We start from the raw sequence: 25477 nt of genomic DNA on the forward strand, positions 1-25477 counted from the left end.
ATTCTATTGTTGTTGTTCAGCTTATTAGAGGCGATACTTTTCTTCCGGGTAATTAGCCCCGTACTTAATTATTTGTCAGAAAAGGAAATTTGCCATGTTCAGAATTATTTCTCTGGTGGTGCTCAGTATGTTCGCTGGCCCTGTATCAGCTCAAAGCTTTGAAGCTGTCGTCTCTGAAATAAAAGAATCGGTAGTGGGGATCGGTGTACACGATCCTCTGGGCGCACCTAAAAACACTCTCCAGGGTACCGGATTTGCAGTAGGCGATGGCAGGCATATTGTTACAAACTTTCATGTGGTGGAGCGTGCCCTGGATACTGAGTCTATGCAAAAGCGGGTCGTCTTTGTCGGGCAGGGCGAGCGGCCTGAAGTATTAGAAGCTGACATTGTGATTACAAACCCGGCCCATGATCTGGCCGTGTTGCGGGTTAAAAAGCAGATTAAGCCATTTAAACTGGCCCCGACAAAACGTTTACCGGATGGCAGAGAGATTGCCTTTACCGGGTTTCCAATCGGTGCAGTGTTGGGTTTGTATCCTGCTACACACAGAGGATTTATTGCGGCCAGCACACCAGTGGTAACTCCTAGTGCAAACGCACAACAGCTGAGTATTGAGATGATTAAGAGAATGAAGGAACCTTTTCTCGTTTATCAGCTGGACGCTACCGCATACCCGGGAAACAGCGGGAGTCCTGTCTATGATGTTACAACGGGTGAAGTTGTGGCGATTATCAATAAGGTTTTTGTGACGCAAAGCAAAGAATCTGCGCTGTCAGCGCCTAGCGGTATATCCTACGCTATTCCGGTTGAGCATTTACGTAAGTTACTCAGTGAACTTAACGATTAAACGGGTTTCTCTTGTTGTAACCGTGCAAATGACTTTCTCATCAGATGCGGGATTAAAAGTCTGAGTGGCATACGCAACAGATGGCCGCGCCAGTACAAAATGGTTGCGGCGATATGGCGTTTCCAGGTTCGAGAGCTCTTGTGGTTGGGAGTGAATATATGCCGAAAAGCAAAGTTCAGAACAGCGCCTGGAGGGCGCTGTTGTTTATTTATCGGTGTATCAAGCAGCTTTTGGCAGTAATACAGAGCCAAATCCACATATCCCCTGAGGCCTAACTTGCCTGCCCTGCTGATGACACTTTCAACGAAATGGTCGTTTGCAGTGCTGAAATGCCGGAACAGCATATCCAGATCGGACAGATCTCTCAGTCCGTTATGAAATTCACTCTCGGTGAACAGGTGACAGGCGCTGTGAATGACAAGGTCTTCCGCCGTTAGTGTTAACAATGTCCCGATATCTTCCAGTTCAACCCGTTGTGTCTCAAAACGTTCTGGTTCAGGACAATCTCTGTTGGTCAGGGGTAATATATTATGGTGAACATCAAGCACTGTGCGATTTTCACTGTGTTTAAGAGGGGGGATTTCATGCATCCATTGCCGGTAATAACGATCATCGTAATCGTCAATCTGAGTGCGCTGCCAGCCTTCACCAAGTAAGCTGAATTCTACTCGTTTGATACTGGTTTTATCCACCAGGATATCGATGTCAGAAAAACTTCGGCCGTCGGCAACACTCAGTCCCCGGGCAATGTACGCAGCCCCTTTAAGCAAAACCCATCGTTGACAGCGCTGATCCAGTAGTTTGCTCAGAGAAGACAGCTCACATCTGGCTTGCTGAATCTGCCGCAGTGCGACTTTCTGGGCTGAAATTAATTGCCAGTGCACAAACTCTGGTATGTCTTTGCTTTTCTCAGTGTCAAAAAGCCTGTAAGCCAGTCGTCCGATTAGATTTGCCATACGGGCCTGGCTGAGAAGTATCTGCCAGTCAGCATCGTTAAAATTTTCGACAATGTGGGGGGCTTTCAGTGTATCAAGTAGCAGACTCATGCATCTTCTACCAGTTTATCAAGGGTGTCGCTGGCATCTTCAAACCGGCTGTACTCAAACTCATAACTGGGAACAGATTGTAAGATATCAGCTACTTTATGAAAGCCTTCGGCTCCAAGCACATTGTAATTAAAGCTGTTATCAATGAGCCGTTGAAAGCTATCCAGTGATGACAACGGAGACAACCTTGCTTCACTACCTGCCTTGTACGTTGGAAAAACGATACAATGCAGAGGTGCTTTTTGGTGCATGTTGGCAACACTTTCCTGGCCCGGCTTCATAAGCGCTACAGTACCCTTGAGTGTGTCGTGGGCTATATCGCCGAATTCTGCCTGGCTAAAGTGAGACTGAAGTATATCAATGGCATCATTTTTGATATTTATGGGGCGTGCCAACGGTATTACTTCATTGCCTTGCAAAGACAGTAGTGCCAGTTCATCTGAAAATAACCGCCACCCGGATAACATCATTGCAGCGGTCAGTGTACTTTTTCCGGATCCCTGAGTGGCAGGCATCATGATAACCCGCCCGTTTTTTTCTATTACTCCGGCATGCTCGATTAAGTAGTGATGAGCATGGTTGGCAATACACCAGTTCATACCCCACTCCAGCATAGGGTAGGCCTGATCCCTGGGAAGTGGCTTAAACGGATTGATTTCATCCATAAAAAATTCAACTTGCGGGCGAAACCAGCGCCGGTGACTCAGAGGGGTTTTTACTCTTACATTGAAGTCAACATATGAAGGGCATGGGTGACAAAGGTGATGAGCATAGAGCTGTTCTATTTGCTGACTTACAGAACGGATATTGGTAGACAGAGAAAAAGAGAAAGGACCTATGGCAAGACGGTGATTATACAAGTTAATGCTCTCAATCTGCTGGTGCTTACTGTGCAGGGGTGATAGTTGATACTTCTATAATACCCAGTTCTACTGCCTGTTCAATGAATTCGTCTAACTGAGGCTGTTCGACAGACAGCGCAGCTAATATGTCAGCTTTTTTAACAAGGCGATTCGATTCACGAGATTCAGCTAAAATTGCTAACAGCGTGTCGAAAGGTTTACCAATAAGCTGAGTTGTACTGGCCAGGTTATTAAAAACCGCGGCCCCTTCTGGAAGGGGCCGGTATGCAAACTGATGAGATAGTTTCAATACCACGTTTATTCAATATTCTGAGCGGATTCCCAATCGGTCATCATCAGCTCATCTTTTCCACGTGCGTAGACGCCCGCGACTTGTGCAGTTGTCATAGGGAAATAAAAGCCGGGAGCAAGATCGTTAACGATTTGACAATTTGGATCACTCTGACACTCATTCATTGCAGTTTGCCACAGCGCCGCATTCAGCCAGGCACAAACACTCTGACGTTCCCACCCATGAGGACCGCCGGTTAAGGCTTCTGCAATAGAGCCTGTAAAATCAGTGTTTGGAAATATACTGCTCACTAATGTTGATTTGCTAACACCGGTATAAACCCAGAGATTCGCATTGGGGCCTGAGCCAGCGGCTCTGCCTTTAAGCCAGCCGCCGGGGCTGTAGGCGGAGAAAGTACAAACTTCATTCTCATCGTGATGAGATGCATTTCCCGAAAGGTTACCTGAAATTGAGCACTGACTGGCCCAAACAGGTTTGCTGGTGATTGTGGTAATCAGCGCGGAGCTTACCGCCACTCCCTTGATAAAGTTACGGCGACTGCTGCCCACATTTTGTGAGGTAACGTTCTGCGACTGCTTCTGTTGTTCTGCCATAATGTACTTCCAATATATTTACCGATGACCGGTCAGATTTTACTTACTATCGTTAGTTAAGCAAAAAGCGGACCAAACATCTATCCTTATGAAAATAAAGGGTTTATGTCATTGTGAAAATCTTTATTTATGGGTAATGTAAAATTTTTCGACTAATTCACTGTGCTATTATGCCTTTCATTATACGGCATGACCAGAACTGAGGGAAAATACTGATGTTTGCTGCCGGATACGCGCTGACTTTAGCAGGGAATCTGCTGCTTTTACTGTTACTTTTTACGGTTAAAAAACCTGGCCTGGCCAAACGCCTGCTGATGTTGGCTGTATTCGTTAATATGGTGTGGGCGCTGGCTAATCTGGCGTTCGCATTGGAGATGATTCAGCCAGCATGGATGATGCAGGCGGAAAGTCTCAAAGGCCTGCTCTGGTTATTGTTTACCTGCTCAGTACTGAAGCGGGAGTTGACCCGGTTTCGCGGGCTGATTACACAACCGGTGACGATGCTGGTGATTGTTCTGCCAATGCTCGCACTGCTGCTTCCATGGTTTTCTGTGCTCCTTAAATGGCAGTTCTTACTGCACACGGTTATTGCCCTTGTTGTGCTTGTTCTGCTCGAAACCCTTTATCGTCAGTCAGGTGAACAACGCTGGCACTACAAGCCTCTGGTTATCTACCTGGGGGCCACCAGTCTGTACGATTTTGTCATGTTTGCTGATGCCACTATGGTCAATCAGATGGACCCCATGTATTGGTCAGCCCGGGGGTATATCTATGCTTTGTTGTTGCCTGCTTTAGTGGTGGGTATACGTAGGATTAAACACTGGGGAATAGAAATTTTTATCTCCCGAGATGTCGTGCTGCACAGTACGTTGTTGCTGGCTGCTGGCGGCTACCTTTTTGTTATGGCGGTGGCCGGTTATGCCATACGCTATCTGGGCGGTGACTGGAGTGGCCCGGTACAACTGGTACTACTGTTTTTGTCGCTGACACTGTTAGCCGTGTTGTTGTTATCGAACAGCGTTCGTGCCAGGGTTAAAGTATTCATTACTAAACACTTTTTCGCTAATAAATACGATTATCGGGAAGAGTGGCTTAAACTTTCTGAGAGCCTCAATGCCAGTGAGAAAAGTCTGCCAAAGGTATTTGAAAAAGGCCTTCGCTGTTTTTTACAGGCGATTAATTATGACCGTGGATTTTTACTTAAATGTAATGGCTCCAGACTGGATGTGGTAAGCAGTACCGAAGAGCGGGAACTCACCAATGTAGAGAGCGACGTGCTCAGTCAATTACAGCCTTTCTTAGAACACAAACACTGGTTAGTGGATATAGAAGAGCTGCGTTACAAACCCTTTTTGTACGAGGGCCTGAAAATTAACCATGCGATATTAAATCAGTGCAATTTCCAGTTGGTGGTTCCGATTTATCAGGATGACAAGTTGTGGGGGATGGCATTACTGCATACCAGTCTGGCCGAGCGTGTTCGTCTTGACTGGGAATTAAGAGACTACCTGAGTGCCGTGACGGCTCAGGTAGCTAATTACCTGTTCCACTACGAAGCCGCGCAGGAGTTGGCTGAAAACGCCCAGTTTGCCGCATTTAATCGCATGTCGGCTTTTGTGCTCCATGATCTGAAAAACGTGTTAGCTCAGATCGATCTCATTCTCTGTAATGCCGAGCAACATAAAGATAATCCTGAATTTATTGAGGATACTTTCGAAACATTGCATCATACAAAAACACGGATGGACAGAATGCTGCGGCAATTGACAGAGAAAAAGGAGCCACAGCCCAGTCCGACTAAAACAATCGACCTGGTGGAACTCACTGATAAGGTTATCAGCGAGCGATGCCACCAGTACAAACCGACTCCGGAGATTCAAACACTGGCTGAGGTCAGTTTGTCTGTGGATGGAGAAAAGCTCAGCAATGTCTTATATCACTTAATCAGTAATGCTCAGCAGGCGACTGCGGATGATGGTCAGGTAACCGTTAGGGTGGGGATGGCTCAGGAATCAGGTTTTGCGCTGATAGAAATTGAGGATAATGGTTGTGGTATGAGTATTGATTTTATCGCTAATCGGTTGTTTAAGCCATTTGATACCACTAAAGGTAATGCCGGGATGGGGATTGGGGCTTATGATGCGAAAAATTATATCGAGAAATTAGGTGGCCGCCTTGAGGTGAGCAGTAGCGAAGGTGAAGGTGCTTTGTTTAGCCTGTATCTGCCATTATAGTCATGGTGATGACTGACAGGTTATTGGCATTGAACGCCTGAGTGGAGCTATGTTGGGGACTTTACGGGATGGATGCTGAAACGCAGGTTATTGTTGTTCCCAGACTTGCTGCACCCGTGACGATGGCGCAAAGCCAGCATAGAAGAATCACTCGCGCAGTTTGAGTTACATGATAATCTGGTAGCCGGGTTTTCCCCTACAAAAGAAAAACAACAGGAAAGTGCAGTTATGGAAAAAATATTGGTTGTTGACGATGACATGGGAATTCAGAAGCAACTGAAGTGGAGCTTCAGTGGGTATGAAGTGATTTTTGCTGATGATCGCCAGTCTGCCATCACCCAACTCAGGCGCTTTGAACCAAAAGTGGTGACTCTGGATCTTGGTTTGCCACCGGATCCGGCCAATGCCTCAGAGGGATTGCAGGCACTTACAGAGATCCTCAGCATTGCCCCACAGACTAAAGTTATCGTCGTAACCGGCAACAATGACAAGGAAAATGCCCTGAAGGCGGTTGAGATAGGAGCCTATGATTTCTATCAGAAACCCATAGACTCCGATACGATCAAAATCCTGGTCAGCCGGGCGCTGAACCTTTACAACCTGGAACTGGAGAACCGTCAGCTCGCCCAGTCACAGCCTGCCATGGGTAAGATAATTGGCAATAGCGACAGTATTCAGCAGGCCAGCCGGCGTGCGGAAAAAATTGCTCAGACTGATATCAGTGCCTTGTTGTTAGGTGAGAGTGGCACAGGTAAAGAGGTTTTCGCTCGTTCAATCCACGATCACAGTGGCCGTCGTAATAAACCGTTTGTGGCAATAAACTGCGCATCTATCCCCGAAAACCTGCTGGAGAGTGAACTCTTTGGTTATGAGAAAGGTGCTTTTACCGGGGCGAACAAAACTACTCCGGGTAAGATAGAGACTGCTCAGGGAGGAACCTTATTCCTGGATGAAATTGGTGATATGCCGATTGGCTTACAGGCTAAGATGTTGCGGTTTTTGCAGGAACGCGTTGTTGAGCGGGTCGGCGGGCGCAATGAAATACCGGTTGATGTGCGAGTTATCTGTGCCACACACAGAGACCTCTCAACAATGGTTCAGGAACAAACTTTCCGGGAGGATTTGTATTACCGGGTCAGTGAAATCACTATTCATATTCCGCCGCTCCGTGATCGGGGCAGCGATGTTATTCTTTTAGCCAGAACCTTTCTGAGTGATTACAAGGAAGAATATAACTCTAAAGTTAAGAGTTTCAGTGAAGCGGCTATCGATGCCATGCTCAAACATCGTTGGCCGGGCAATATTCGTGAGCTGCAGAACAAGCTTAAATCAGCGGTGATTATGGCCGAAGGCAATGTTATTCAGACCGATGATCTGGGGCTTTTTTCCGATGATAGTGAAGTGGGTATGCAAACTCTGAATTTGCGTGAGGTGCGTGAGGAAGCAGAGAGTAAAGCCATTCGTCAGGCCTGGCACCTGGCTGGTCAGAATATGTCCCGCACGTCAGAGTTGCTCGGTATTACCAGACCTACGCTGTACTCATTGATCGACAAATATCGTCTCGAGGATATCAAACCGGCCAGTTGATCGATGGCATGCGGGCGATTTTCATCCCAGTGGCAGAGATTGACTCGAATATTATATTGAAAAAATGTTAGATTAATGGAATATAAAATCTTTACTCTGCGGATGATAGCCGGGCAGAAGGTGTTCTGAACGTCTCTGATGATAATTATCACCCGTAAATGATTAATAACAATAAAGGTGTCCCTTGTCTGACTGGTTAACGCTCCTTCCCCCCGCACTGGCTATTATCGTTGTCTTCTGGCGAAAAGAGGTGATCCTCGCTTTGCTTGTCGCGCTGTTCAGCTCTGAATTGTTGCTGATGCTGCAAGGTCAGAGCGGGCTGACGGTGTCTGTTTTACAGAGCCCGTTTCAGACTGTTGAGCGCATCATTTCAGTTCTCAGTTCACCGGGTAATACACGCCTGCTGGTGTTTTCACTGATGGTAGGAGCGCTGCTCGCCTATATGCGCCATTCAGGCGGCGTTACCGCGTTAGTCGAAAAAATGATTAACAAAGGGGTTGCCAGGAACCAGCGCCAGGTTGGTTTGTTGTCTTTTTTCACCGGTGTGGTGGTCTTTATTGAGTCAAATCTGAGTGTACTGACCGCTGGTATTTTATCACGGGGTCTGTATGACAAGTTTAAAATGAGCAGGGCCCGCCTTGCCTATGTCATAGACAGTACCAGTGCACCTATCTGTATTCTGATTCTGCTCAATGGTTGGGGGGCTTATGTACTGGGTTTGCTCGGTACTTATCCTACCGAACAAACGGCGGTGTCTATCCTGGTGGGAACCATAGCGCTGAACTTTTATGCCCTGATTACCCTGGCTATTGTGTTGTTTACCATTATTACCGGTAAAGTCTTCGGGCCGATGAAGGAGTCAGAGCGGGCATTGAGCAAATCTGCCAGTCATACTGAGATAGATTATAAGGCTTCCAAAGCCCGCTACATGGTGTTGCCATTGATGACAATGGTTATTGGTATGCTCGGTTTCATGTACTGGACAGGGAATGGCAATCTTACCGATGGGGATGGTTCCAAGTCGGTGCTCTATGCCACCACTCTGGCCTGTATGCTGGCTTATTTTATGATGATTGGTTCGAAACGATTTGAGCATAAAGAACTGGTTAAAGTGGGTTTTGAAGGCATGAGTGAATTGTTGCCTTTAGTGGCTATTCTGCTGTTCTCACTGGCGCTGGGGGGCAGCTTAAGAGCATTGGGTACCGGTGATTTCATCTCTGGCATTGTTGCCGAATCACTCCCGCTGTTTATTATTCCGGCGTTGCTGTTTCTGGCCGGGGCACTGATTTCCTTCACGACGGGTACCTCCTGGGGCACCTTTGCCATCCTGATTCCGATTGGCATGCCAATGGTGCTCAATCTTGGCCTGCCCCCGTCACTGGTGATGGCCGCGATACTTGGCGGCGGGGTTTTTGGTGATCATTGCTCGCCCATTTCCGATACCACTGCCGTGAGCAGTCTGGCCTCTGGTTGTGACTTACTTGAGCACGTTAAAACGCAGTTACCTTATGCTCTGTTTAGTGGTGCGCTGACATTGGTGGCCTATATTCTGGTAGGCATGTTCTGGATAGGTGTGTGATGCAAAAAGTATTTGCTGGTGTGACGCTGATTACCTCATTTTATGCAGCTTGTGAGCCGATGCCTGATGATTTTATGGATATGAACCAGGTGTTGCCTGAGGCCATTTATGATATTCGCTACTATACCGACAATAACTTTGTCGGAATGCCCGTAGAAGGGTACCTGGCCCCTAAATGTATCTTGCAGAGACAAGCAGGGCAGGCTTTACAAAACGTAGCCGCCAGGGTTGCTGAGCAGGGAATGAAACTAAAGATATTCGATTGCTACCGGCCGCAACGTTCCGTCGCGCATTTTATGCGCTGGGCACAGGATCTTTCCGATACCCGCACCAAGGAAGATTACTTTCCGAATTTGCCTAAAACCAAACTGGTAGGGGAGTATATCGCCGAGCGTTCGGGCCATAGCCGGGGTGCGACGGTGGATCTGACTCTCGTAAGGCAGAATAGCCAGGGAGATTGGGAAGAGCTGGATATGGCCTCACCTTTTGATATGTTTGACCCGCTGTCTAATACAGCCAACCCTACTATCAGCAGCGAACAGGCTGCCAATCGCCAGTTGCTGAAAGGTTTTATGGAAAGCGAAGGGTTCGATAATTATTCGATGGAATGGTGGCATTATTCATTGGTACCACAACCCTATACGGATACCTATTTTGATTTCCCGGTAAAATAAAAAAGTGGGGTCAGAGTAAACTTAACTCTGTCTCCCGAACAACCGGCTCCGGTGGTTGCCCTGATAATTAAGTTTACTCTGACCCCACTTTTTCACTTACTCCAGCATCTCAAGCCCCTGAATACTTTCGATACCAATTCCTGGCTGATCTTCGATGATGATGTCAGAGCCTTTAAATTTGACGTTACCTACCACGGGATCAAAAGCGCAGAGTGAAGGCCCGTCGAGATCTACTTTGGTAATCACATGGGATTTGGCGACCGCTAAATGCACCGCAGCACTGACGCTTATGCTGGTTTCCAACATGCAGCCGATCATGCACTGAATATCATAGGTTTCGGCAATATCGGCGATACGTATGGCGTTGCTGATACCGCCGGTTTTCATCAGTTTGATATTGATAATATCGGCGGCGCGCATGCGGATCAGTTCAATCACTTCTTTGGGACCGAAGGTGCTTTCATCAGCCATTACCGGCGTATGTACCCGTTCGGTGATGTACTTCATGCCTTCCAGATCATGACCTTTCACCGGTTGCTCAACAAGCTCCAGGCGCACACCGGCATCTTCAAGACGGGTAAGCGCATAGACGGCTTCTTTTGCGGTCCAGCCCTGATTTGCATCTAATCGCAACAACGCCTTGCCTTCCACTGCCGCATAGATGGCTTTAACCCGTTCTATATCTACGCCAATATCTTTGCCAACTTTAATTTTGAGGGTCTCAAAGCCCTTGTTCACGGCCTCAATGCTGTCCTGCACCATCTTGTCGATGTAGTCAACGCTGATAGTGATATCGGTGCTGAGGGTGGGCTCACCGCCGCCGAGTATTTTATACAGCGGTGCTTTGTAAAGCTGTGCAAAAAGATCGTAAACGGCAATTTCGACAGCCGCCTTGGCACTGTAGTTTTTAACAATTGAACCCTGAATAAGATGGGTAATACGATTGAGGTTTTCGATTTCCTCACCAATCAATTTGGGCTTAATCATGGTTTTAATGGCTTCGATAATTGAGCCGTGGGTGTCACCGGTAATCACAGCTGTTGCCGGTGCCTCTCCATAGCCAATATGGCCGGTATCCGTTTCAATTATGACCACGACATCTTCTATTTTGTCTACCGTACGCAGGGCAGTTTTAAATGGTGTGTTCAGCGGTACTCTGAGCATGGCGAATTTGATATCAGTGATTTTCATCTGGTTCCCTTAGCGAATAGACTTGATAGTGTAAACTTTATCCACATAGCTGCTTGATTCCGACAAGCGCATGGGTAAAAGCGGAGTAACGGACACGCCATTGAGTATGCCCTTGTAATAATTGTTCTGATCATCCAGGTAAGACATCCCATGTACGTCATGGATAATATAGGGCTGGCCATTATCTTCACCCAGATACATCACCACATGGCCGGGAATATAGGCAAGATCGCCGACGTCCATGTTGTTAATGGCTGATAGCTTTTCCTTCTTCGAGGCGTTCTGGTCAAAGCGCACATTAATCCCATATCGCCCTTTGCCTTGCTGAGTTGAGTTCCTTGGCATCAGAATACCGAAGGTCCGGTAAACTTCCGACACAAAGCCTGTGCAGTCACGGGCATTATAGTCATGCCCCCAGCCATAGCGCTCACCGAGGAACTTAAAGCCCTGACGAATAATATTCCCACGGGTGAAAGGCAGATATCCGCTACTGATGTCCTGATTCCTGCTGATCAGAGCGGGCTTAATACTCAGACTGCCATCGTCTTCACGAAAAGGCAGTGTTACGACATAGCTGGTATAGGGGTTCTGGCCATAAAGGTTATGCTCTACCTCCTGATTGCTCAGTAAAGGTAAACGCACCCCCATATCGAGCTGCTTTTCTGAAAGCTGGGGCAGTTGTGGATTGTAATTGGTAAAGACTTTCGCGCCGGTGACAACTACAAAAGGCTCTGCATTTTTAAAGCCATAGACTTTTTCTTTGCTGCCAATGGCTACATCCTTTGCCGGTATCCAGGCCAGATAATGATAGGCTCGTGCTAACAGCCAGTCACCGTCTTTACTCTGGTGTAAAATTGCCACTGCATCACCAGGAAACAACCCGGTTTCAATAAAACGATCAATATCCGGATCCATTTCATCATTATAAGCTTTGTCAGGGGAGGGGAATCGGCGCATGGTAGTGCGTGTGGTGACCAATGCATGACGAACGGGATTGTTCGGTTCCAATGCATCAAGGTTCATATTATCACGATAGCGGGCATAGTCTTGTTCGGTGAGCGGGTCGCCATTGGCAAAAAAGCGATTGTAGCCGGGCACGGAGCTGACATTGTTGAGCATCTCCAGTAATTGCGCCCTGGCGTATTGTTCAGGCAGTTTATCTGTTTCAGCCAGCTCTGATTGTTGTTTAAAAGTATGCTGGTTCAGCTCTTGTATTGCAGACGCTGACAATAACCTTTGTTCGGCATCCTCTGTCTTATCTACCCAATACTGAGCGCTGAGGTGGCGGGGTGAAATGTGCGGCACATCTGTGGGCTGAGCTGACAGATAGTGTGACCAATTCAGGGCCAGTGTTGTCGCGGTAATAATAAGCAAAGACGATAGTTTCATTATGACTCTTTTTGTGAATTCCTGAGTTAATGGTCGATTTTTTTCCCGTCAGTATATCAATTGCCGAAACAGGCAGTGAGCCCCCTGAGGCTATTAATCTGAGTCTAAAATGCCTCAGAATCTTGTATCCGTAAACTCACTTATCCACGACGGATGCTGACAAGGCAAGGTGACTCTGCTTCTGACCAGAATCTGCACAGAGCTCTATTGTGTTAAAAAGTATGAAGGAATATTATTTCAAATCAACTTTAAATCAATAATAAATTATTATTCTGCAGGTTTTCAGCTAATACAATATTGCAGATAACTGCTACACTTCTGTTAGGTACAGCCTGAAGGCGGGTGCTGAAAAACTACGCTAAGGCTAGTCAGGGTAAGGGATAAAGTGTCTGCTGTTGTCAGTGTCAGCAGTTGGCAGGTTGATAGCAGAGGACTATGGATTGGGACATATTCAACAGGTGAAAGTATGAAGGGCTTATTCCTTGGTTACCATAATAAAGGAATAAAATATTTTATTTTTGCAAAAAGAGTGATAGGTTTAATAGTGACTGGCTAAAAAGCCAGCAGAAAACAAACTCACAAGTGTTGAATAACAAGTAAACAAGCAAAACTGATCCAGGGATACCGAAAATTATGAAACTCAAAGATATAGCTTTTGCTAAAAAGCGTATTGTCATGGCAATGCGCGGAGCACTGAGTGCTCCAGTAACTACAGTGTCAGCCGCCGTATTGGCCAGTTCGATGATGGTGGCTCCCGCCTTGGCGCAACAAACAGGTGGATTAAGCGGTAAAGTTACTGTTCAGGGCGATATGGACCCGACTACAGTAACCGTCACTGCCAGTAGCCCGAATATGCCTAAGGCGAGAAGCACTAAACTGAATGCCAACGGTGGTTTCAGACTACCGTCTCTGATTCCGGGTGTTTATACCGTTAAGGTTGAAGCTGAAAACGGTACCAGTCAGACCGTGCAGCTTGAAGTCTTGTTGGATCAGACTTCTTCGGTGGATATCACTTTACCTGCGCAAACTTCGGATGCGGAAGTGATTACTATTGTCGGAACCCAGTTGGTGCGTGTGGGTGACTCGGCTCTGAGTAACTCGCTTGGTGAAAATGCCATTAAAGGGTTGCCCATTGGCCAGTCTTACCGTGATCTGCTGAAAATTGTACCTGGGGTAGAATACACTGAAACCAGTGTTCTGGGCCCCTCTGCAGGTGGTTCCGGTCGTGATAACCAGTATTCATTCGATGGCGTGGATGTGTCTTTGCCGCTGTTTGGTAATCTGGCGTCTTCTCCGTCAACGCACGATATTGCCAACGTTTCCATCGATCGCGGTGGTGCCAAAGCCGTTGGTTTTAACCGCTCCGGTGGTTTTGCCATTAATACCACTTCCAAATCCGGTACCAATGAATTTCAGGGCAGTGTCGAATATCGCCTGCAGGACAGCAATTTTGTTGCTGACAGGGATACTACCGACGATACAGCCGCAGAGAGCTCAACGCTGGACAAAAGCTGGATTATTGGCAGTTTCAGCGGGCCTCTGATTGAAGATGAACTGTTCTTCTACGGCTCTTATTACCGCCCCGAAGATAAGCGTGTTAACAAAGAAACGGCTTATGGTCCGACCAAAGATTACTCGCTGGTAGACAACGAGTATTTTGCCAAGCTGACCTGGGCACCGATCGCCGATATGCTATTTAACGTCAGCCTGCGTGATTCCGAAGAAGAAACCAAGGGAGATTCTGTTGGTGCGTTCGCGCAGGATTCAACATCCACCGGTGGACTGGTAGAAGAGCAGATCTTTACGCTGGATGGCTCTTACTACGTGGGTGATGCCACTACCGTTACATTCAGCTACAGTACCTGGGATTATGAAACACAGGGCCAGCCCGATAATCTGATTGATGTGACGCCGCAGCTTGGGGCATCGCTGGATCTGGGTAATCTGGACCAATTGGGGCTGTTTAATGTTCCTACCACTAATCAAGATGATCCTAACTATGACTTAGCCGGTGCTCAGGCGCTGATTGACCGTTATGGTTATACCGAAGACGGCCAGCTGAAGGGCGGTGGCGATGTTGGTGTGGGGTCGACCATCGGTATACAGAACTTCTACCGCGATATGTTCGAGTTTAATGTCGATCATGAGATGCAGATCGGTAGCAGTTATCATACGCTGCATTTTGGTTTCCAGTGGCAGGAAAGCGAAGAGGTTCTGGCTCGCCGCTCGAACGGTTGGGGTTCTATTTCCTATACCGGTGGCTTACCACCAGATACTTACACTGGTGATCAGCCGGTTTATTATCAGGCCATTGTAGAGCAGATGAGCTTCTTAGGTGAAGACGGTGAGTCTGTACCACCGATTTCTTCTTCTACTGAAACCTACAATCTGGAGATCAATGACACCATTGAGCATGGTGACTTCATCTACAATGTGGGTGTATTGATCAGTGAAGATATTCTGTATGGCCAGGGCTTGCGTGAAAACTCTTCTAATGTTTCTGGTTATGAACTGGCGCCAGGCAATAAGTACAAGATGTACACCGTTGACTGGCAGGATATGATTCAGCCACGCCTGGGTGTGACCTGGCAGTTCCAGCCAGATTCCACCGTGTTTGCTAACTTTGCCAGCTACAATCCATCCGCCAGTTCACTGGCCCGTGCGGCGTCCTGGGCGCGTAATAGTCAGGCTACACTGAACGTGTATTTCGATGAAAACGGCGATTATATCGGCAACGATCCCAGAGCAGGGTCTTCCGGCAAGTTCTTCCAGGAAGGCATTAAGCCCCGTCGTACTGATGAGTTCACTATTGGTATGACCAAGAACCTGGAGAGCGGCTGGATGCTGCGAGGTCACGTTCGCCACCGCGAAGCCTCACACCCCTGGGAAGATACCTGGAACTATTCTAGAGAGTATGATTATGACGGACCCTTTGGTGGTGTACCGGATCATATCGCAGCTAAGGGACCTTATATTCCTGAGCTGGAAGATTATCGGGCCGAAGTAGGTGGTTCTTCTTATGTTGTCGCCGAACTGGATGATGCTAAGAATAAGTACTGGGAAGTCAGCCTTGAGGGTGAATATTTCAGTGATAACTGGTATATCAATGCCTCTTATGTCTGGTCTCATTACTACGGTAACTACGACCAGGATATAACCAGTGGTGTTTCTGATGCGAACCGCTTTATTGGTTCATCATTACTGGCCGATGGTATTGGCCGTCAGTTGTGGGATGGCAAATACGGTACACTGAATGGCGACCGGCCGCACAAAGTGAAACTGTTTGGTTACTACACCACAGACTGGAATGCGAATATCGGCGCCAACTTCCTGTTCCAGTCAGGGGATGTCTGGGAAGCCTGGGATGGAACGTTGTACGGTTATTCCAGCTCGACTATCCGTTATGCTGAACCGGCGGGAAGCCGTCGTGAGTCCAGTCACTGGCAGTTAGACCTGAACTATCGTCAGGACTTTGCGCTGACCGATGATATTAATCTCGAGTTTGCTGCCGATATCTATAACGTGTTCGACAATCAAACCGGTTACAACTATGACCCTTACGTATCTAACGAGACGTTTGGTCAACCACGTGACCTGATTTTGCCGCGTCGAGTGCAGTTATCGGTTAACCTGACGTTCTAATCAATTAGATGTTGTGTGTTGTACCGGCAATGGAGTGCCATTGGGTTTGCTTCCCCTTCGTGGGGCTACCTGTTTTAATCCCCGCAGTATAGCGGGGATTTTTTATGTCCAGGGAGGGACGGTATGCCGGGATTGTCGGGAACACTTCCCGGCGATGTCCAGGGAGGGACGGTATGCCGGGATTGTCGGGAACAAATCTTCGGCGATTAAATTACTAGATACCTGTTTAATAAAGCCATTTGAGTTAGACAGAATTCGGATACTGATTCATATGAAAGTAAAATCTCTGTTTCTTTCACCTTTTTCCATTGTCGTCCCCGCGCGTTTTAGTGCTTTTTTTGTTTTGTTCCTGTTGGTTGGGTGCACCAGTCTGCCAATCGAGCAGATGCCTGCCAAATCCTATAACCACAGAGTACAGTTTCTGGTGATGCACTTTACTGCCATAGACTACGAAAGGTCAGTTAATGCCCTGGTTAAAGGGCCCTATGTGAGTTCTCACTATCTGATTCCTGAGCGTTTTGATGACAGTTACCCTGACGAAGAACTGAAGGTGCTGCAGCTGGTGGATGAACAGAACCGTGCCTGGCACGCAGGCCGCAGTTACTGGCAAGGTCGAAAGGCTCTGAACGATCAGTCTATTGGTATTGAAATCGTCAATGTGCCGCAATGCGAGCGGGAAATGGGGCACCATTTCAGCGACCCTCACAATGGCAATGAACACGGCGATGGCAGGTTATGTATTTTCCCCGACTTTGACCCTGAACAGATCGCCTTACTGGTAAAACTCTCCAAAGACATTCTGGCACGTCACCCTGATATTGGTCCCACGCAGGTGATCGGCCACTCTGACATTACCCCCAGTCGTAAAAACGATCCGGGCCCCAGATTTCCCTGGTATCAGTTATATAAGGAAGGCATTGGTGCCTGGTATGACAATGACACAGTCAATGATTACTGGCAGCAATTTACCAAGGCTTCGCCTTCTTTAGGATTAATACAAAGAGCGTTGAGAACGTACGGATACGGTATTCAGGAAACCGGTCGTATGGATGCCCAGACACTGGATACTTTATCTGCTTTTCAGATGCATTTCTTACCCTGGCATGTGAGTGGAGAAGCCACCGATAAAACCGCTGCTACATTGTTTGCGCTGATTGATAAGTACTTTCCGAAAGAAATAGCGCCTTTGATGGAGCGCTATAAAAAAGAACAAACAGCTGTGCCGGAGGCTGAATTTGTAGAGCCTCTGGGGCAGGTCGACAGCCACTTCCCGGAACCGGAGCCCAGCGAGAGGGTGCTGGTGAATGATCGCAGATCTTTTCAGGCTTATGCCGGGCAGGGAGAGATCATTATCGATAGTCTGGACGCCGAGTTTGCTGACATTTATGTCAATGGCGACCAGCTCAATATCCAGCAGCCCTTTGCGCCAGAGGCACAATATCGCTACTCCCTGGCGCGGCGCACTCATGATGGTCTTAATCAGTTGCGGGTAGAAAATGTTCGGCCTGAGGGGGCCAGTATACGGGTCAGAATTCCGTATCCAACGCTGCAGCAGTCAGCAGATAACCAATATGATTTCTCGGCATTGGATAAGCTGATTAATTCAGAAATAGAACAAGGTTACCCCGGTGCAGTATTGCTGGTGGTCAAAGATGGACAGGTGATCAAGCATTCTGCGTACGGAAATAAGCGCTTATACGACGATAACGGCTTAATGCTGCCTGAGCCACAACAAATGCGTAAAGACACATTGTTTGATATGGCATCCAACACCAAGATGTTCGCCACGAATTTTGCGCTTATGAAACTGATGACGGAAGGGAAGCTGAGCTTTAATGACAAGGTTTCGGACCATATCCCAGAGTTTAAGGGGCAGGGCAGGTCGGCGATCAGGATCAAGGACTTGTTGAATCATACTGCCGGGTATGGGCCGGAAGTGCGTTTTTTCGAACGGGAGAACAAGTTCGGAGAGGCTTTTTTCTCTCAGAATAAGAACAAAACTGCACAATTATTGCTCAACGAAGTGCCGCTGGAAATCGGTCGTGGTCTTAAGCCTGTCTATAGCGATACCGGCTTTATGCTGTTGGGAGTGCTGGTGGAGAGAGTCACCGGTATGCGTTTGGATCACTATGTAGAATCACAGATTTATGAGCCTCTTGGTTTGCGTAACAGCAAATTCACTCCGCTTAAAAAAGGCTTTGTTAAGAGTCAGTTTGCGGCTACCGAGATACAGGGTAACAGCCGTGGCGGGCGGGTCAGCTTTGATAATATCCGCGATTATGTGTTGCAGGGAGAGGTGCATGACGAAAAAGCTTACTACTCCATGCAAGGCGTCGCCGGCCATGCCGGGTTATTTTCCAGCGCAGAAGACATGGCCGTATTGACCCAGATATTGCTTAATCGCGGCGGTTACGGTGAACAGCAAATCTTTGCTCCCTCTGTGCTTGATCAGTTTACCAAAGCGTCTGATATGGATATTACGCTGGGGCTCGGCTGGCGCCGGGCAGGCAATGGTGAGCGTCGCTGGCATTTTGGCCCTTACGCCAGCTCTCAGGCCATCGGCCATACCGGCTGGACGGGTACCGTGACCGTAGTGGATCCTGAATATGATCTGGCGATTGTGTTGCTGACTAATCGGCGACATACACCCGTTGTGAATCTGGAAGATGATCTCTATGGCTTTACCGGCGATGATTTCGAACTGGGCCGCTATGGCAGTATTGTCTCACTGATATATGAGTCGGTAATCTCTCGTTGACAATTTGCCTGTCAAAATTGTGACTCCAGGGATGACTCAGAGATAAAAAGCGGTATTCTATGCAGATAAACAACAATAAAAATGCAATTGCAGTAGGGAAAGCCATTGACCTGTTTACTGAAAATGAAAGCCATGCGTGACAACCTTTCTTCCAGTGAGAAGAAGCTGGCTGATTTTATTCTGGATAATACCCATTTGCTCAGGGACTACTCCTCACAGCAACTCGCCAGTGCAGTGGGGGTCAGCCAGTCCAGTGTGGTCAAGTTCAGTCAGAAAATGGGCTACAGGGGCTATCCGGATCTGAAGCTGGCTGTGAACGAGAGTCTGGCCCGTGGGATCGGGCTGAATACCAGCAATGGACCCCTGTCGCGGCGGCAGAAGAAAGAATCTATTACCGACTTTATCCGCGAGGAATCAGCAAAAACCATTGAATATCTTGCTGAGGTGGAAGCCTCTGATGCTTTTGTACATGCGGTGAATGTATTGGCAGAAGCCAAATGGGTGCAACTGCAGGGGCTGGGGGAAGGTTTGTACCCTTCGACCCGACTGGCTCAGGGGTTATGTCAACTGGGCAAGCAGGTACAGCACATAGCAGACTATCGGCTCGATCTATTGTTGGCCGATCAGGTAGTGGAAGATAAGGTGTTGGTGATTATCAGCCTGGAAGACTGCGATGAGCATCTGCAGGAACTGATTCGACTGAACCGCAGCCACCGGAATAAAATCATCGGTATATGCAAGTATGGTGATACCAAGCTGCCCAGTATGTGTGATATTACCCTGCAGATGCTGGTAGATACGCAGGTACCCCAACTGTTACTGCCACCACAGGCAATTAACCTTTCTTATCTGATGGATATGCTGATCATTGCGCTGCAGCGTGGCCGTGAGTGAATAACCTAAAAAGGGGTCGTAGTTAATTATTTTATCCTGGCCGGTATACGACTACTTGCAGAGCCGGATAATTAACTACGACCCCTTTTTCGTGCTTTTGGGAATTTAATCAACAAAATGTTTGGGCAGGCGCTGGTTAACGCGGGTCAGCAGTTCATAGCTTAACGTGTTCACCCGCCGGGCAAGTTCTGTTACCGGTATATTGTTGCCCCATAATTCCACTTTATCGCCGACTCTGGCCTCAGGGATATGGCTGATATCCACCCCCAGCATATCCATAGAGACACTGCCCGCCACGGTAGCTCGCTGGCCATGCAAAAACACCTCGCACTGGCTGTCTGTACTGCGTGGATAACCATCTCCGTAACCGATGGCAAGGGTGGCAATACGACTTGGCTTCCGGGCTTGCCAGCAACCGCCATAACCTACGGCATCACCTTTTTTCAGCTCCCGAATGGCGATAATTTCGCTGTATACTGACATGGCCGGTTGCAGGCCAATTTGCTCCGAGCGCTGTACAAGCGGTGAGCAGCCGTAGAGCATTATACCCGGTCTGTTCCAGTTACTATGACTGGCAGGCAGTTGCATCAGTGCGGCGCTGTTGGCCTGGCTCAGTGGGCTGTTCGTATCTTTTCCCAGTTGTCTTAATCGATCAATCTGCCGTTGGTTTAGCGGATTATTCATCTCTTCCGCGTTAGCCATATGGGTTGCAAGTACGGGCGACTGAGCCAGCTTTCCTCTTTTAGTCAGTCTTTCCAGTATTGCCGGCACGTGTTCAGGGAGGATGCCAAGCCGGTGCATGCCAGTGTCTACTTTTAACCAGCAGTTAAGAGGTGATGGCAGAGGTGTTTTTTCCAGCATTTCAATCTGCTCCGGACTGTGCAGCATCAGCCAGAACCCTTTTTCTGAAGCAAGACTCAGTTCTTGTGCGCGAAAAAATCCCTCCATAATTAATATCGGAGAACGGATCCCGGCCTCACGCAATGCCAGGGCTTCATCAATAAACGCGACGGCAAAAGCCGGTGCAATATCCTCCAGCTGCTTCGCTACCTGAACGGCACCATGACCATAAGCATTTGCCTTGATCACTGCCAGTTGTTTTGATGCGGGAGCCTGCTGACAACTCAATTGGTAATTGTTGCGAATAACATTAAGGTCTATTTCGGCGAAACTTGGCCTGTACGTCATATCTGAAAAGGGCTCCAATGCAACTTATATGAGGAATATTAACTTACTACAAGTTTAGATATTAGTAATAGTTTATTCTTGAGTGGGCTTGCTCTATTATTCACTAATCTTGCTAAGGTGATAAGGATTAATATGTTGAACACACTACTCAAACTTTCTATGGGCCTGCTGGTGGTTACCAGTCTGCCGATTGAGGCGGCCTGGCAGGTTCCCGACGAAACGCAACAGTTGGTGGTGGTGACGACGGACGATTGGGACGGGATCACCGGGACACTGCAAACTTATGTCCGTACTGACAATGGTTGGGAGGCTCAGCCATACAGCTCTGGTGTAACCATTGGCCGTACCGGTTCGGCCTGGGGTATTGGACTTCATCCTGCTCAGCCGGGACAGCAGAAAAAAGAAGGGGATGGTAAAGCCCCTGCCGGAATCTTTGCGCTGACCAGTGGTTTTGGCTATGAGGCCTTGTCCGGACTGGAGATACCTTACCAGCAGATGCAGGGCAGCCACTACTGTATGGATGTCAATGACTCTGCTTATTACAACCAGATAGTTGATGCCAGTGTTGTTGGAGAAGACGCCGTTGAAGGATCTTCAGAGGGGATGCGCCGTGATCTGCACTATGGTGATGAGCTATATCGACAAGGCGTGTTTGTTGCCCACAACCCGAAGAATGTGCCCGGTGCCGGGAGTTGTATTTTCCTGCATTTGTGGCGTGGCGACGATAAACCTACAGCGGGTTGCACTGCAATGCCGGCAGAAGTCATGGATAAGTTAATTCGTTGGCTGGATGCCGATGACGCGCCTGCCATGGTATTGCTGCCGCGTGGTGAATATATAAAGCGCCAGTCTGCCTGGGGCCTACCGGCGCTGTAAGGTATTCAAAAGATTTCACCACAGAGGCACAGAGAACACAGAGGGCTAAAAATATTTATTTTGTAAGCTAATGGTGTTGAGCCAACGTTGTTAGTCGAATGAATTCGACCCTACACCGCGTTCCCCTGTAGGGTCCAATTTATTGGACTTGTATGGTTAATCTGGCGGTGTCAGGTGAATAAGTTCCATCCTTCGAGCCAGCCCCGCGCTTGATGCTTCGGTTCGCGAAACAAACTATCCCTGTATCCGCCTTCGCCCCTACTGACAACTGACGACTTAAATTATGATACCTCTGTGTTCTCTGTGACTCTGTGGTGAATAGCTTTTTATTCATCATTCAGCACTAATCACTCCCCCCGCGCCTCTGTGGTTATTTTTGCTTTTCAGCGATCCAGTTTTTCACATCCTGTTCAACAATACTCATCGGCCGTGCTCCTGGCAGCAGGATCAGATCATGGAAAAATTTCAGGTCGAAATCCTCTCCCAGTTGTTGTCTGGCCATGTCCCGTAGCTCAACCAGTTTCAGCATTCCCAGTTTGTAGCCAAGCGCCTGACCAGGCCAGGCCATATAGCGCTCCACTTCAGCCACGACGTCTGTCATAGAGGTTCCGGTTGCGGTATGGAAGTATTCAATGGCCTGCTCGCGGGTCCATTTCTTTGCATGCAGCCCGGTATCCACTACCAGACGCACTGCACGATAAAGTTCTGCCTGCAGTCTCCCAAGATCGCCAAACGGGTCATCCTGGTACATGCCCATCTCCTCGGCCACCAGTTCAGAATACAGTGCCCAGCCTTCTACAAAGGCGTTAAACGGTGCGTTCTGACGCATCAGGCCAATATCCTGCTGGGCCATATTCAGGGCAATCTGAAAGTGGTGCCCCGGCACGGCCTCGTGGTAGGTCAGGGTCTTCAGACCAAAACTGGGTACCGCCGACATATCACGCAGATTTATCCAATAGATTCCGGGGCGTTTACCGTCCATCGAAGGCGGCGTGTAGAAACCACCTGCTTCGCCTTTTTCCGACACTTTTGGAATACGACGGACTTCTACAGACTGACTTGGCATGGTGGCAAACAAAGAAGGCGCCATTTCCATGATAGCATCGATTTCTACGTTCAGTGAGTCCAGCAAAGCCTGGCGCCCTTCGTCGGAATCCCCGAACAGAAATTGTGGCTCACTGGCAAGGGCCACCATGCGTTCGCCCACCGTGCCCTCTTCATAGCCATTGGCCTTAAGAATGGTATCCATCTCAGTGCTGATCCGGTCTACTTCATCAAGCCCGGTCTGGTGTACCTGTTCTGCGCTCATTTGCGTATCACCCAGATAGGTGAGCGCGTGTTGATAAAACCCTTCACCTCCCGGTTGTGCCCAGATACCATCGCCCTCAGGCGCCTGTTCGACTGAATCCGCGACCACCTGCTGAGCGCGCTGATAGGCGGGATAGATTTTTGTGGCAATGAGCTGAGCGGCTTTATCGGCTAACGCCTGACGTTGGTCAGCCAGTGATTCAACGTTTTCCAGCCTCTTTGCAAAGCTTGTGACCAGTGAATGTTCAGATGGCTGTGGTGCCACAAAGCGTTCAAAATAATCCAGCGTACCGGGGATAAGATTGGCGGGCAGTCTGACCCCCTGTTGCTGATCCTGCTGAAATTTAGCGACCACCTGGTTAGTCATCTGCTCAAGGGCTTCCAGTCTTTGCAGATAAGCTTCTGCCTGAGCCGCATTGGTCACCGGTTGCTGTACCTGCATTAATTTGGGGATATCAATCAGCGGCCCGGAAATCTGGTTTATGATATAAGGAAGGTGACCTGCCCAGGTATCGATGTATCCTGCACTGTAGTCTTTATCACCCGCATAGTAGGCCAGTATCACCTTGACGATATTCACATGCCGGCGGGTATCTTCATCTAACTGCTGATTATCGGCTTTCTCCAATGACGCCAACGCCTCTGCCATCAACTGCTGCACTGCCTGCATACCTTTTGCAGAATAATCCGGCAAGCGATGGTTATAAGGCCCCCCTGCAAGCTCTTCAGGAATATCCAGCATGGTAGCCAGAGCCGGCTGAAGTGCCAGAAACTGTTGGGTATACCTGTCAATTTCGGCTCTGACATTTTGTTGCTGAGTTTGCTGCGCTGCAGGTTCCTGAGCCTGGCTGCTCTGTGTTTGGGTGGTGGAATCAGGCTGGCAACCCGCCAGCGACATGGCGATAACACAACTGATCAGACTTTTTGAGTACATTGCGATGCTCTTCAGTTAAAAAATGACTTTATTAGCTTAACTTACTCCGTTTGTGGGTGAAATGGCATGGCTTTTACCGTGAAACCCACGGATTCTGTCTGATCATTTACTGCTTGGGCGACTATGATGGTTCAGTGTTTCTGTATCCTTGACTTGTCATTATTGCGAATATGACGTGATGGCTTAGTGTGTTGCACAGTCTTTGCCGCTCTGGATTGGTGCGTCCGGGTATGGTTCGTTTTCAGGCGCTGGGTACGTTCAGGTCTCTGCCTGCTATGCACCTGAGATCTGCTGCGGGTTGCGGTGTGTTTGGTTTTGCCAGCCGGAACAGGTTTCCGCTTTATCCCTTTTGCGGAGTGAAGCCCCTTGTTTACAGATTCAGAGCGCATCCTCCTGGCTTGTCTGATTGCACGTTGCGTAGGAGACTTAACCGTATCGCTGGCCTTGTTTCGACTCTGTTCAACCGACCTGCCGTATTTGTGCACCGGCCTTTGCGTTTTTGATTGTTTATGCAGTTTGTGCTGCACAGCCTGATGATGGCGAACAGATTCTTTGGATCTCACAGCCCGGCTTTGTGCTCCTAAAACTCTGACGGGATGTTGTTGGCTTTCACGACTCAGACTGACACGCTGATTGTTGACTTTTCTGTGTACTACGGGGTTTTTATACTGTACCCCACGACGATGTTTCTGCTCATGATGCCAGCGTTTACCATCGCGAATGATGACGGTATGACGTGGGTAGTATCTCGGCCGTTTGTAAAAGTGGGGGCGGTTGACCACGATATGGTGGTTTTGCCAGTGAAAATTACTGAAGTAGAAATAGGGCCTTACCGTAATGCGCGGACCCCAAAAAATATTGACTGAAGCATGGGCATAAGGATTATGCCAGTAGTGGGGGGTATGATGAGCCCACCACCAGTCACCATAAACCGTACGGGTATCGTAATAAGGCACATATACCACTTCCTTGCGAATGGTCTCGATACGGATCACTTCCGGCTCTGGTTCTACCGCTACATTTTCGTTGGAATAAAGGTTTCCAGCGTCATACGCTTTACGACGCAGTACCTGAATTCTGGCCAGCACCAGCTCCTCATCGGCAATAAACGCTTCACCTAAATTCTGGGTCCACTGCAGATCTTCACTCATACGTGAAAGAATATCATCAAAGGGCAGTAGTGCTTTAACACTGGGGTCCCATTCCTGATCTTCGGCTTTGTCAATTATGTCGCTTTGATCAGGATCCTGGTGTTGCGCGCGCCATCGCGATGCCTGAACCACTTCAAGTGGGTAACTGGCGGCAATCAGTATGTGTGACAAAAGGGTGTCAGGATACAGTGCGACAGGAGCTAGCAGGCTGTCGAGCAAGGCTTCGTCCGGTTGTTCATCGGTCTGTGCCGCCTGTGTAACGGACGCGACACACAGTGCCAGCAGCAGAATAATCAGTAAGCGAAGATGGGCTTTCCAGTAGGGTAAAGTGGGCATAATTGCCTCCGGTTTAACGAATCACTATTGCTTTATAGACAATCGGGCCTTAACCCCGGCTGAATTAAAGGTGAACTGAAAAGCTGATTCGGTTG

17 protein-coding genes are annotated in these 25477 nt (G+C 48.3%); 9 read left to right on the top strand and 8 right to left on the bottom strand.

Annotated elements, in window-relative coordinates; all coding sequences use genetic code 11:
* Nucleotides 1-94 precede the first annotated feature (94 nt).
* A complete protein-coding gene (locus tag CDA54_RS15655; RefSeq protein WP_099035980.1) occupies nucleotides 95-847 on the top strand; it encodes a S1 family peptidase in 753 nt (250 codons plus the stop codon).
* Here the strand turns inward: CDA54_RS15655 and CDA54_RS15660 are convergent.
* The 3 genes from CDA54_RS15660 to CDA54_RS15675 form a co-directional block, all read right to left on the bottom strand.
* A complete protein-coding gene (locus CDA54_RS15660; RefSeq protein WP_099035981.1) occupies nucleotides 844-1893 on the bottom strand; it encodes a nucleotidyltransferase domain-containing protein in 1050 nt (349 codons plus the stop codon). The genes CDA54_RS15655 and CDA54_RS15660 overlap by 4 nt on opposite strands.
* A complete protein-coding gene (locus tag CDA54_RS15665) occupies nucleotides 1890-2753 on the bottom strand; it encodes an HprK-related kinase A (protein ID WP_229748181.1) in 864 nt (287 codons plus the stop codon). The genes CDA54_RS15660 and CDA54_RS15665 overlap by 4 nt, the downstream gene beginning before the upstream one ends.
* 300 nt (nucleotides 2754-3053) lie before the next feature.
* Nucleotides 3054-3641, bottom strand: coding sequence for a twin-arginine translocation signal domain-containing protein (locus CDA54_RS15675; protein WP_099035983.1), 588 nt, complete (start codon nucleotides 3639-3641; stop codon nucleotides 3054-3056).
* Nucleotides 3642-3853: 212 nt separating this feature from the next.
* On the opposite strand from CDA54_RS15675, the gene prsK reads away from it, so the two are divergent.
* From prsK to CDA54_RS15695, 4 genes are all read left to right on the top strand, one after another.
* Nucleotides 3854-5875 carry an XrtA/PEP-CTERM system histidine kinase PrsK gene (prsK, locus tag CDA54_RS15680; protein ID WP_099035984.1) on the top strand — a complete coding sequence of 674 codons (2022 nt, stop codon included), beginning with the start codon at nucleotides 3854-3856 and terminating at the stop codon, nucleotides 5873-5875.
* Between the two features lie 228 nt (nucleotides 5876-6103).
* A complete protein-coding gene (gene prsR, locus CDA54_RS15685) occupies nucleotides 6104-7462 on the top strand; it encodes a PEP-CTERM-box response regulator transcription factor (protein ID WP_099035985.1) in 1359 nt (452 codons plus the stop codon).
* A gap of 184 nt (nucleotides 7463-7646) precedes the next feature.
* Nucleotides 7647-9041, top strand: a complete 1395-nt coding sequence (locus tag CDA54_RS15690) for a Na+/H+ antiporter NhaC family protein (protein WP_099035986.1) — start codon at nucleotides 7647-7649, stop codon at nucleotides 9039-9041.
* A complete protein-coding gene (locus tag CDA54_RS15695) occupies nucleotides 9041-9715 on the top strand; it encodes a M15 family metallopeptidase (protein WP_099035987.1) in 675 nt (224 codons plus the stop codon). The genes CDA54_RS15690 and CDA54_RS15695 overlap by 1 nt, the downstream gene beginning before the upstream one ends.
* A 96-nt stretch (nucleotides 9716-9811) precedes the next feature.
* Here the strand turns inward: CDA54_RS15695 and CDA54_RS15700 are convergent, their stop codons facing one another.
* Both CDA54_RS15700 and CDA54_RS15705 read right to left on the bottom strand, forming a co-directional pair.
* Nucleotides 9812-10906: a dipeptide epimerase gene (locus CDA54_RS15700; protein ID WP_099035988.1), complete on the bottom strand. Its 1095-nt coding sequence runs from the start codon at nucleotides 10904-10906 to the stop codon at nucleotides 9812-9814.
* A gap of 9 nt (nucleotides 10907-10915) precedes the next feature.
* Nucleotides 10916-12295 (bottom strand): SH3 domain-containing protein, encoded by a 1380-nt coding sequence (locus tag CDA54_RS15705; protein WP_099035989.1) that lies wholly within the window; start codon nucleotides 12293-12295, stop codon nucleotides 10916-10918.
* Nucleotides 12296-12928: 633 nt separating this feature from the next.
* On the opposite strand from CDA54_RS15705, the gene CDA54_RS15710 reads away from it, so the two are divergent.
* From CDA54_RS15710 to CDA54_RS15720, 3 genes are all read left to right on the top strand, one after another.
* On the top strand, nucleotides 12929-15937 hold the full coding sequence (locus CDA54_RS15710; protein ID WP_229748180.1) for a carboxypeptidase regulatory-like domain-containing protein: 3009 nt from the start codon (nucleotides 12929-12931) through the stop codon (nucleotides 15935-15937).
* Between the two features lie 271 nt (nucleotides 15938-16208).
* The gene (gene pbp4b, locus CDA54_RS15715) at nucleotides 16209-18695 is read left to right on the top strand and encodes a penicillin binding protein PBP4B (protein WP_099036022.1); all 2487 of its coding nucleotides are present in this window, start codon (nucleotides 16209-16211) and stop codon (nucleotides 18693-18695) included.
* A 105-nt stretch (nucleotides 18696-18800) separates the two neighbouring features.
* Nucleotides 18801-19589 carry a MurR/RpiR family transcriptional regulator gene (locus tag CDA54_RS15720; protein ID WP_099035990.1) on the top strand — a complete coding sequence of 263 codons (789 nt, stop codon included), beginning with the start codon at nucleotides 18801-18803 and terminating at the stop codon, nucleotides 19587-19589.
* Between the two features lie 105 nt (nucleotides 19590-19694).
* Here CDA54_RS15720 and alr read toward each other — a convergent pair whose 3' ends face one another.
* Nucleotides 19695-20777, bottom strand: a complete 1083-nt coding sequence (alr, locus tag CDA54_RS15725) for an alanine racemase (RefSeq protein WP_099035991.1) — start codon at nucleotides 20775-20777, stop codon at nucleotides 19695-19697.
* Nucleotides 20778-20909: 132 nt separating this feature from the next.
* On the opposite strand from alr, the gene CDA54_RS15730 reads away from it, so the two are divergent.
* Nucleotides 20910-21653 carry a L,D-transpeptidase family protein gene (locus tag CDA54_RS15730; protein WP_229748179.1) on the top strand — a complete coding sequence of 248 codons (744 nt, stop codon included), beginning with the start codon at nucleotides 20910-20912 and terminating at the stop codon, nucleotides 21651-21653.
* Between the two features lie 370 nt (nucleotides 21654-22023).
* Here CDA54_RS15730 and CDA54_RS15735 read toward each other — a convergent pair whose 3' ends face one another.
* Both CDA54_RS15735 and CDA54_RS15740 read right to left on the bottom strand, forming a co-directional pair.
* Nucleotides 22024-23895, bottom strand: coding sequence for a DUF885 domain-containing protein (locus CDA54_RS15735; protein WP_099035992.1), 1872 nt, complete (start codon nucleotides 23893-23895; stop codon nucleotides 22024-22026).
* Between the two features lie 131 nt (nucleotides 23896-24026).
* Complete coding sequence (locus tag CDA54_RS15740) at nucleotides 24027-25382, bottom strand: DUF3300 domain-containing protein (RefSeq protein WP_099035993.1); 1356 nt, start codon at nucleotides 25380-25382, stop codon at nucleotides 24027-24029.
* Nucleotides 25383-25477 lie beyond the last annotated feature (95 nt).

The organism is Lacimicrobium alkaliphilum (assembly GCF_002591895.1).
GTDB lineage: Bacteria > Pseudomonadota > Gammaproteobacteria > Enterobacterales > Alteromonadaceae > Lacimicrobium > Lacimicrobium alkaliphilum.

What these genes read in the sequence shown, in the direction of transcription:
- CDA54_RS15675 (WP_099035983.1), bottom strand. Translation starts at nt 3,641, where the DNA reads ATGGCAGAACAACAGAAGCAGTCGCAGAACGTTACCTCACAAAATGTG.
- CDA54_RS15700 (WP_099035988.1), bottom strand. Translation starts at nt 10,906, where the DNA reads ATGAAAATCACTGATATCAAATTCGCCATGCTCAGAGTACCGCTGAAC.
- CDA54_RS15705 (WP_099035989.1), bottom strand. Translation starts at nt 12,295, where the DNA reads ATGAAACTATCGTCTTTGCTTATTATTACCGCGACAACACTGGCCCTG.
- prsR (WP_099035985.1), top strand. Translation starts at nt 6,104, where the DNA reads ATGGAAAAAATATTGGTTGTTGACGATGACATGGGAATTCAGAAGCAA.
- CDA54_RS15710 (WP_229748180.1), top strand. Translation starts at nt 12,929, where the DNA reads ATGAAACTCAAAGATATAGCTTTTGCTAAAAAGCGTATTGTCATGGCA.
- CDA54_RS15660 (WP_099035981.1), bottom strand. Translation starts at nt 1,893, where the DNA reads ATGAGTCTGCTACTTGATACACTGAAAGCCCCCCACATTGTCGAAAAT.
- CDA54_RS15735 (WP_099035992.1), bottom strand. Translation starts at nt 23,895, where the DNA reads ATGTACTCAAAAAGTCTGATCAGTTGTGTTATCGCCATGTCGCTGGCG.
- pbp4b (WP_099036022.1), top strand. Translation starts at nt 16,209, where the DNA reads ATGAAAGTAAAATCTCTGTTTCTTTCACCTTTTTCCATTGTCGTCCCC.
- CDA54_RS15695 (WP_099035987.1), top strand. Translation starts at nt 9,041, where the DNA reads ATGCAAAAAGTATTTGCTGGTGTGACGCTGATTACCTCATTTTATGCA.
- CDA54_RS15740 (WP_099035993.1), bottom strand. Translation starts at nt 25,382, where the DNA reads ATGCCCACTTTACCCTACTGGAAAGCCCATCTTCGCTTACTGATTATT.
- alr (WP_099035991.1), bottom strand. Translation starts at nt 20,777, where the DNA reads ATGACGTACAGGCCAAGTTTCGCCGAAATAGACCTTAATGTTATTCGC.
- CDA54_RS15655 (WP_099035980.1), top strand. Translation starts at nt 95, where the DNA reads ATGTTCAGAATTATTTCTCTGGTGGTGCTCAGTATGTTCGCTGGCCCT.
- CDA54_RS15730 (WP_229748179.1), top strand. Translation starts at nt 20,910, where the DNA reads ATGTTGAACACACTACTCAAACTTTCTATGGGCCTGCTGGTGGTTACC.